The 7,247-nt window shown below is 41.0% G+C and carries 6 protein-coding genes and 7 tRNA genes; 3 read left to right on the forward strand and 10 right to left on the reverse strand.

Going from position 1 to position 7,247, the window contains the following annotated elements:
• Positions 1 to 61: 61 nt before the first annotated feature.
• Positions 62 to 265: a hypothetical protein gene (locus tag ACTL4S_RS05365; protein ID WP_004280022.1), complete on the forward strand. Its 204-nt coding sequence runs from the start codon at positions 62 to 64 to the stop codon at positions 263 to 265.
• 152 nt (positions 266 to 417) lie between these two features.
• On the opposite strand, the gene ACTL4S_RS05370 is transcribed toward ACTL4S_RS05365, so the two are convergent.
• From ACTL4S_RS05370 to ACTL4S_RS05410, 9 genes are all read right to left on the reverse strand, one after another.
• Positions 418 to 502 (reverse strand) — tRNA-Leu (locus tag ACTL4S_RS05370).
• 39 nt (positions 503 to 541) lie between these two features.
• Positions 542 to 615, reverse strand: a tRNA-Trp gene (locus ACTL4S_RS05375).
• A gap of 35 nt (positions 616 to 650) precedes the next feature.
• Positions 651 to 735 (reverse strand) — tRNA-Leu (locus ACTL4S_RS05380).
• A 380-nt stretch (positions 736 to 1,115) separates the two neighbouring features.
• Positions 1,116 to 1,201 (reverse strand) — tRNA-Leu (locus ACTL4S_RS05385).
• A 367-nt stretch (positions 1,202 to 1,568) separates the two neighbouring features.
• Positions 1,569 to 1,653: transfer RNA gene (locus tag ACTL4S_RS05390), tRNA-Leu, on the reverse strand.
• A 39-nt stretch (positions 1,654 to 1,692) separates the two neighbouring features.
• Positions 1,693 to 1,766: transfer RNA gene (locus ACTL4S_RS05395), tRNA-Trp, on the reverse strand.
• Between the two features lie 35 nt (positions 1,767 to 1,801).
• A tRNA-Leu gene (locus ACTL4S_RS05400) sits at positions 1,802 to 1,886 on the reverse strand.
• A 107-nt stretch (positions 1,887 to 1,993) separates the two neighbouring features.
• Positions 1,994 to 2,815, reverse strand: a complete 822-nt coding sequence (locus ACTL4S_RS05405) for a protein kinase domain-containing protein (RefSeq protein WP_441298904.1) — start codon at positions 2,813 to 2,815, stop codon at positions 1,994 to 1,996.
• Positions 2,802 to 4,313 carry a DUF3336 domain-containing protein gene (locus ACTL4S_RS05410; protein ID WP_441298905.1) on the reverse strand — a complete coding sequence of 504 codons (1,512 nt, stop codon included), beginning with the start codon at positions 4,311 to 4,313 and terminating at the stop codon, positions 2,802 to 2,804. The genes ACTL4S_RS05405 and ACTL4S_RS05410 overlap by 14 nt, the downstream gene beginning before the upstream one ends.
• 188 nt (positions 4,314 to 4,501) lie before the next feature.
• On the opposite strand from ACTL4S_RS05410, the gene ACTL4S_RS05415 reads away from it, so the two are divergent.
• Both ACTL4S_RS05415 and ACTL4S_RS05420 read left to right on the forward strand, forming a co-directional pair.
• Positions 4,502 to 5,374: an ATP-binding protein gene (locus tag ACTL4S_RS05415; RefSeq protein WP_441298906.1), complete on the forward strand. Its 873-nt coding sequence runs from the start codon at positions 4,502 to 4,504 to the stop codon at positions 5,372 to 5,374.
• On the forward strand, positions 5,364 to 5,777 hold the full coding sequence (locus tag ACTL4S_RS05420; RefSeq protein WP_004646620.1) for a DUF6176 family protein: 414 nt from the start codon (positions 5,364 to 5,366) through the stop codon (positions 5,775 to 5,777). The genes ACTL4S_RS05415 and ACTL4S_RS05420 overlap by 11 nt, the downstream gene beginning before the upstream one ends.
• 101 nt (positions 5,778 to 5,878) lie before the next feature.
• Here the strand turns inward: ACTL4S_RS05420 and ACTL4S_RS05425 are convergent, their stop codons facing one another.
• Positions 5,879 to 6,943, reverse strand: a complete 1,065-nt coding sequence (locus ACTL4S_RS05425) for a hypothetical protein (RefSeq protein WP_441298907.1) — start codon at positions 6,941 to 6,943, stop codon at positions 5,879 to 5,881.
• Positions 6,944 to 7,247: the final 304 nt, after the last annotated feature.

Below are 7,247 nucleotides of genomic sequence, written 5' to 3' on the forward strand. Positions count from 1 at the left end.
CCCTTTAAAAGATAATTTTTCACCCTTATTTAAGATTTAACAATGATGAAGGAGTGATCTCGTGAAAAAAGTGGTTAAAGCGAAAAATTTGATTGCATTTCGACTATGGTTAGAAAAATTGGGATATTCGGTACGCACCCTGGCGGATGATCGTGGTTTCAGTTTCAGCTTCAAGAAAGAATATGGCCTGGTGACCTGTGATCTGGCAGGTAATGCCCTGGCACTACAACTAGGCGAGGAATTTGAAGATCATTTAAAAGCCTGATTGCTTCTATTTAAGAGCAGAAAAATAAATTAATCTTTCCACTGACTCAACAGCGCTATTCTCCAGTTATTCAGCCCATTTCGATGGGCTTTTCTTTATTCAGTAAATTTCAGGCAATAAAAAAGCAAGGCATTTGCCTTGCTTTAATATGATGGTGGGGACGGAGAGACTCGAACTCTCACACCTCGCGGCGCTGGAACCTAAATCCAGTGCGTCTACCAATTTCGCCACGTCCCCATCAGGGTACCAACTTAGCGTTGGATTTCTTTCAAACTTTGGCAGAGGATCAAGGATTCGAACCTTGACGAACGGTTTTGGAGACCGTCATGCTACCATTACACCAATCCTCTACTTCTACCCAATATTCAGTTTCCCAAATATCGATTGGTGGGGACGGAGAGACTCGAACTCTCACACCTCGCGGCGCTGGAACCTAAATCCAGTGCGTCTACCAATTTCGCCACGTCCCCAATGGCTGTGTATATTATAGAGATAGACCGGCATTGACAAGCGATTTTACAAGCGATCACACTCTATTCCACTATAAAATAAACAGTTAGTTCTATTTTTTAATTTTTTATAAAATATATGCCGAAAATTTGATTGATTTTAAGATATGACTGCCCATTCGTTATTTTTATTCATTTCGATTCAATTCCAGCATTTTAAATTAAAACTCAAATGAATTTCTAATCTTGATCAACATAGGCATTCAGAATACTGAAACTATTATTGATAAATAATGTCTGAACCAGTGCTTGAAATCAGAATACAATACCGCATAAATAACAACAGCTTTACCAAATTTCAGGCAATAAAAAAGCAAGGCACTCGCCTTGCTTTAATATGATGGTGGGGATAGAGAGACTCGAACTCTCACGCCCAGAAGGCGCTGCGACCTGAACACAGTGCGTCTACCAATTCCGCCATATCCCCATGGCTGTGTATATTATAGCGATCAGACCTGATTCACAAGTAGTTCTGCAAAAAGCTAAATACTTTTATATCAAAAATTAAGCAGTTAATTCATTATTGAGCAAATAATACTCTATTTAGACCAACATATAAAATTGATGAACACAATGGAACTGATCCATATGACATTTAAATTATTCAATATGCAGATTGCATGCAATACCATGAAATTTGCTAAAGTTCTGCCCTTGCATGATCATTCGCTGGAGAATTTAAATCCAGAACGCATTGATGTTCATCAACCATGACAGCAAAAGTCTGGTACTAAAAAACCGACCTTAAATTTCAGGCAATAAAAAAGCAAGGCATTAGCCTTGCTTTAATATGATGGTGGGGACGGAGAGACTCGAACTCTCACACCTCGCGGCGCTGGAACCTAAATCCAGTGCGTCTACCAATTTCGCCACGTCCCCATCAGGGTACCAACTTAGCGTTGGATTTCTTTCAAACTTTGGCAGAGGATCAAGGATTCGAACCTTGACGAACGGTTTTGGAGACCGTCATGCTACCATTACACCAATCCTCTACTTCCACCCAATATCCAGTTACCCAAATATCGATTGGTGGGGACGGAGAGACTCGAACTCTCACACCTCACGGCGCTGGAACCTAAATCCAGTGCGTCTACCAATTTCGCCACGTCCCCAATGGCTGTGTATATTATAGAGATCATTTCCAGCTGACAAGCCGTTTATCATAAAAAAACACTCGTTTGATTAAATAAGAAACAATCCGAGTTTTATTGTATTTTTCTCATTCAATTTCAGTCATTAAGTAATCTTTAACAGCTTTGAAATCGGCAAATCTATGCTGCTTCTGCTTACGTAACATCTCTTCTAATAAGCCTTGAAAGGCTTGTAAGTGTTGCGGTAACTCAATCTTCAAACGCTGACAATGCAAAAAGGCCCAATCCAGATAGTCGGTCGCCTGTAAACGCTGATCACTCAACCACTCATAAAAAATAACACCCAAAGCATAAACTTCACTTTGTAAGCTTTTGGCTTGGCCTTGAAACAGTTCTGGCGCCATATAACGCGGTGTCGCATTCAGTTCATGCAGGTCATTCTGATGGAGTATTTGGACATGCTCAAAATCAAGCAGGCAGACCCTGCCCTGATTATTTACAAAATGTTCCTGCTTTAAATCGGCATGCAAATAACCCAATTCTTGCAGGCAGATTAAAGGCTCCACAGCTTGCAGCAAATGTTGCCGAATTTGCGTGATGGATTGCTGATGCGGCATGATCTGAAAATGCGCCGGCGCATCGACCAGAATTAAGGCCTGCTCAAATTGTTCATGATTGATCTTGAAAGGCTGTTGAATAATTTGATTTGGAAGGAAAAAATTTAGATCACCTGAGCTGGCATGAGCCTGATAAAAATCCAGCTCATGTTGCCAGCCTAGTTCAGCATGTGGAGATGATATTAAACTATCAGATCTATGCGATATCTGGGTTTTTAGCCAGAGCGCATTTCCCTTGGCATAATAAAGACGCCGACCAAAACCCAGACTACGGGCTTTGGTTCGTAGTTCAAAATCAGAAATATCGAGATGATCTAAATTAAGTCGTGGCAATGTATTCAGGTATTGGATTAAGTGTATGCTGATAATTTAGCAGCTCCAGACAATGCTGAATAGTTTTCCCGACCCGTTCCTGAGTCTCAATGAGGGAAATTTTCGGCCATGTGGCACGCTCGCCTTCACGCTGTAAAATTTTAAACAGATACGGCCGTGGATTCTGCAACATATAGCTATAGTGGCGCAGGCTATATTTACCGACAATATTCACATCACCATAATAACGCTGGTCAACTACACCATAGCCATGATCCAGCAGACGGCGTACAGGAGGTAAGCTTCCGGCATGCTCTCTGGCAAAATCCATCATGCCTTTGGTAATCACCGCGCCCTGACGGCGAACAATCCGTTGCGGCCAGCTCAAGGTACCTTTACGGAAACGTGAAATATCATCCTGCATGAATGGCACGATATGCGGGTTGGTCTGACTGGCAATGGTATAATTGATATTATACAGGCGTGCCATTTTTTCCTGTGGGAAATCACTCCGTACACTGCCATCTACCCAGTGGGTTGAACCCATATAAGGCGTATATTGACCATCATAGCGCTTACTGGTCAAACGAACCGGTGGAAACAGAATCGGCACCGCACAAGAAGCCAGTACTGCACTCCAGACCAGTAAATCCGGAGAAGTATAGGCATTTAAAATGCGTGCATCCTGTCCAGCATCATAAGGCGCAACCGCAATATTGATATGCAGACCTGAGGTTTTAAGCGCTTCTTCGAAGGTCAGATCACCCAGATTTTCGACCAGAAATTTTTTTAGATATTTTACATCCGCCAGACCACCATTACCTTTCATCAATTCACTCATGGTGCGGAAATGAAAAGCCTCATGAAAGAAATTATGGCCTTTCAAAATATCAATATATTGCGAAGGTTTGGATACACCTAACATGGCGGTCATGATGGCACCCGCACTTGAACCGGACATTACCTTCGGCAACAAGTCCTGCTCCATTAAGGCTTTGCATACACCAGTATGAAACAGACCCAGCGTCGAACCACCGGAAAACATCAGGGCTGGCTGGCCATAGGCGCGCTGACAATGCTGAAAATATTCGATTTTTTCTTCCATACTGAGACAGGTACAGTCTATTGAAGCAATATAGGCTAAGCCTTGGCTGACTTGCTCCACATAATCTTCAATAATTCTTTTAGTGCCCACATAAGCTTCGGTAAACAATAGAGGATGGGCAATGTTGGCAATATCGTAGCTCAGGCCTTCGCGCAAAATATACATCAGGTCACGGGTACGCTTTTGTTGTCGATAGCGTCGTAATTTACCCAGACGATGTGCAATCACTTCTGCATCAAAGTAGGGTGAACTGTTATCAAATTTCCATTCCTGTGCACCTGATTCTTCATCTATTTTCAGGGCAATATATTTCCATTCCTCATAGGACTCAGCCTGTTGCAGCTGCTGCTTGAGCTTTTTAATACGATAGGCCTGATGTGGATTAATATCCTGAGTAAAATCTTTAAACAGCATCTGCCTTTTCCCTATATTTATTCTTGATACAGCTCGTACCCAGAGCCAGAAAATGTGTACAAATTTTCTATCCTCTACAATAACGAAAATTCTCTACTTTAAGCAAATTATCATACTTTTCTGGCTTTGACTGTGAATTTTGCAATGGTACTATCTTAGCCATAATTTTAAATCTGTAATGTTAAATCATGGCGAAAATTGAGTTACCTGACCATATTTTAAATGCCCTTTCGACTGTTCTACAGCAACTTCAGCAAAGTCTGCCCGAACTAAAACAAATTCCTGATTTTTCTGCTCATGCCTATAAATGGCAACATGGTGAACTCAAACCTATTCATCAACTTAGACAGATAGAGCTGGCCGATTTAAAAGGAATTGAGCGGCAAAAAGAAAAAGTCATCCAGAACACGTTGCAGTTTTTAAACGGCTTACCTGCCAATGATGTCTTGCTGACCGGTTCTCGCGGTACAGGAAAATCTTCAATTGTGCGTGCCCTACTCACCGAGTATGCAGATCAAGGGTTACGATTAATTGAAATCGAACGGGATGATTTATCCGATCTGCCTCAGATTCAGCAATTCATTGCAGAGCGTCCAGAGAAGTTTATTGTCTATTGTGATGATCTGGCTTTTAATGCCGAAGATGAAAATTATCGCAGTTTAAAAAGTGTTTTAGATGGCTCTTTACAATCCGGTTCCAGCAATTTTGTGATTTATGCGACCAGTAACCGTCGTCATTTATTACCCGAATTTATGCATGAAAATACCCCAGTTACCCGGGTTGATGTTCCGCAATATACCGAATTGCATCCTCAGGAAGCGATTGAAGAGAAAATTTCGCTATCTGACCGTTTTGGTTTATGGCTGTCTTTCTATCCAATGGATCAGAACCTGTATTTAGAAATTGTAGAACATTATCTCAAAAAGGCAGACATGGAACTCACGCCAGAAACCCGTGCTGAAGCCCTACGCTGGTGTCAGGCACGCGGTCAACGTTCAGGACGTGCTGCCTATCAGTTTTCCAAGCACTGGATTGGTTCAACCCAACTAAATGCCTCTTAACAACTTAAAAGCGACCGGTTCAGGTCGCTTTTTTCATATAAATCATTTATATAATGATGATACTCAAAAGAAAATTAAAATTATGGATGTCGGCGCAGTTCTCATTCAACTTAAGCCCTTACACATGCAGCAAGTTCATGACTGGCAGCGTACTTTGAAAGCACGTCAAGACGAAGTAATTGAAACGCTTAAGGCTGAACAGGTTCATGTCGAGTCCTGGTTTTATCTGCAACTTCATGGTCAGGACTATTTGATTGCATATATGCGCGCCGACAATATTCAAAAAGCGCAAAATATTGCAAAACTCAGTACTTTCCCAATTGACCAAGTGCATAAACAGTTTAAAACTTCATGGCAAGCGGTTTATCCCGCCGAATTGTTATTGGATGCTACAGTTACCTGATTTATTAGCACGGCTATTCAAAATAGTTTTGTAATAAAAACTTCTCCCCAATCAATAATAAAAAAAGCCCTGGAAATACAGGGCTTTTTTGACATCTCGAATTATTGTTTATCACCGATAATGGTAGACCATAGCAGGTCATCAATTTCACTGCCATTGAAATAAACAGTAGCCTTCAATGATTCAGGCTGGTTCTGTTTGACCTCAATTACCTGATCATCGCTGTCCTTAATTCTAAGCACGCCCTCTTTTGGCAAATGCTTATAGTTATTTAATACGGTTTCATCCATTTTAAATGGTGTCGTGGTATTAAAATCAAAACTGTAACGATAATCTGCCAGATCAGGCTGACCGATAATCGTACCACGACTGGTTAAGGTACGAATCCCATTACTGCCACTGCCACTGCCACTGCCACTGCCATAATCATCGACCAAGCTGTAATTATAATTACGCACCTGCAGATATTCTTTGCTCTTTGTATCAAACGCGATTCCAGAAGTACCTGCCTGACCGGTCTCGGCGATACGCTGGAATTCCAACTGATCGATTTGATAAGATTCGGATTGCCCCATGTTATTTTTGGTTTTACGATGCACAATTGTGCCAGAAATCAGGTAGTCGTCCTTGAGATTAAAATCTACATTTGAACCATAACGGACATTGCTAAAGCTTAAAGTCGTCGTGTCACCATTCACCGTCTGAGTAATGTTTGAGCCTTTACGGTAAGTTTTATCCAGAATAATACAGTTATCTTTATCTGTTTTTAATTTCAGGGTTTTGACCGAACCAGTGGTATTGACTTCCGAACAGATCAGATTTGGATATTTAATACTATTGATGCCCAAATTATAAATTTTGATAATACGTGCAGTACGCCCATAAGGATAATCTGCGAATACTTCTCCAATCATGTGACCTAGAGCAACATTATAGTCGGTATCATTACTGGTATTTCCGGAAATTTTATCGCGAATTTTCTTTACAATATCCTGATCTTCAAACGGGACAAACTCCTCTGAAAGCTCAGGGGAAATACTTTCCTTAGGAACATTTGGAGGTGTAGTGACAGTAGGACTGTCTGAGCTACTTCCCTCACCACCGCCACAGGCACTCATTAAACCCGAAACAAGAGCAAGTCCAAAGATAGAAATCTGCTTTTTCATAAAATTTATTCCCTAAAATTTCTTTGCATTTTTATTTGGTGATCACTAAAGATTGGCCTTCTCGAAACTGAACAGCTCAAATGCTATTTCTGCCGGTGATATTTTTTCTTGGCAGCCAGCTTTATCCTTCGATATCGCTTTATCTTTAAACAAAGAAATTTTTGGTTCTATAGGGTGTGTTGACACTTTTAGCTTAAAAAAATAGCGAAGTAGTAAAATCAAATCGCCAAACCCAATTTTACTATTCGCTATGCCTCGTACCATGCTGACAGATCAACACTGGCAAAAGTTGAAAGTTATTCTG

It is taken from the genome of Acinetobacter lwoffii, from assembly GCF_052078135.1.
GTDB lineage: Bacteria > Pseudomonadota > Gammaproteobacteria > Pseudomonadales > Moraxellaceae > Acinetobacter > Acinetobacter lwoffii_Z.

Bases quoted from the DNA above. Each gene is read 5' to 3' on its own strand.
- ACTL4S_RS05410 (WP_441298905.1), bottom strand. From the start codon at position 4,313: ATGCTGTTTAAAGATTTTACTCAGGATATTAATCCACATCAGGCCTAT.
- ACTL4S_RS05415 (WP_441298906.1), top strand. From the start codon at position 4,502: ATGGCGAAAATTGAGTTACCTGACCATATTTTAAATGCCCTTTCGACT.
- ACTL4S_RS05420 (WP_004646620.1), top strand. From the start codon at position 5,364: ATGCCTCTTAACAACTTAAAAGCGACCGGTTCAGGTCGCTTTTTTCAT.
- ACTL4S_RS05425 (WP_441298907.1), bottom strand. From the start codon at position 6,943: ATGAAAAAGCAGATTTCTATCTTTGGACTTGCTCTTGTTTCGGGTTTA.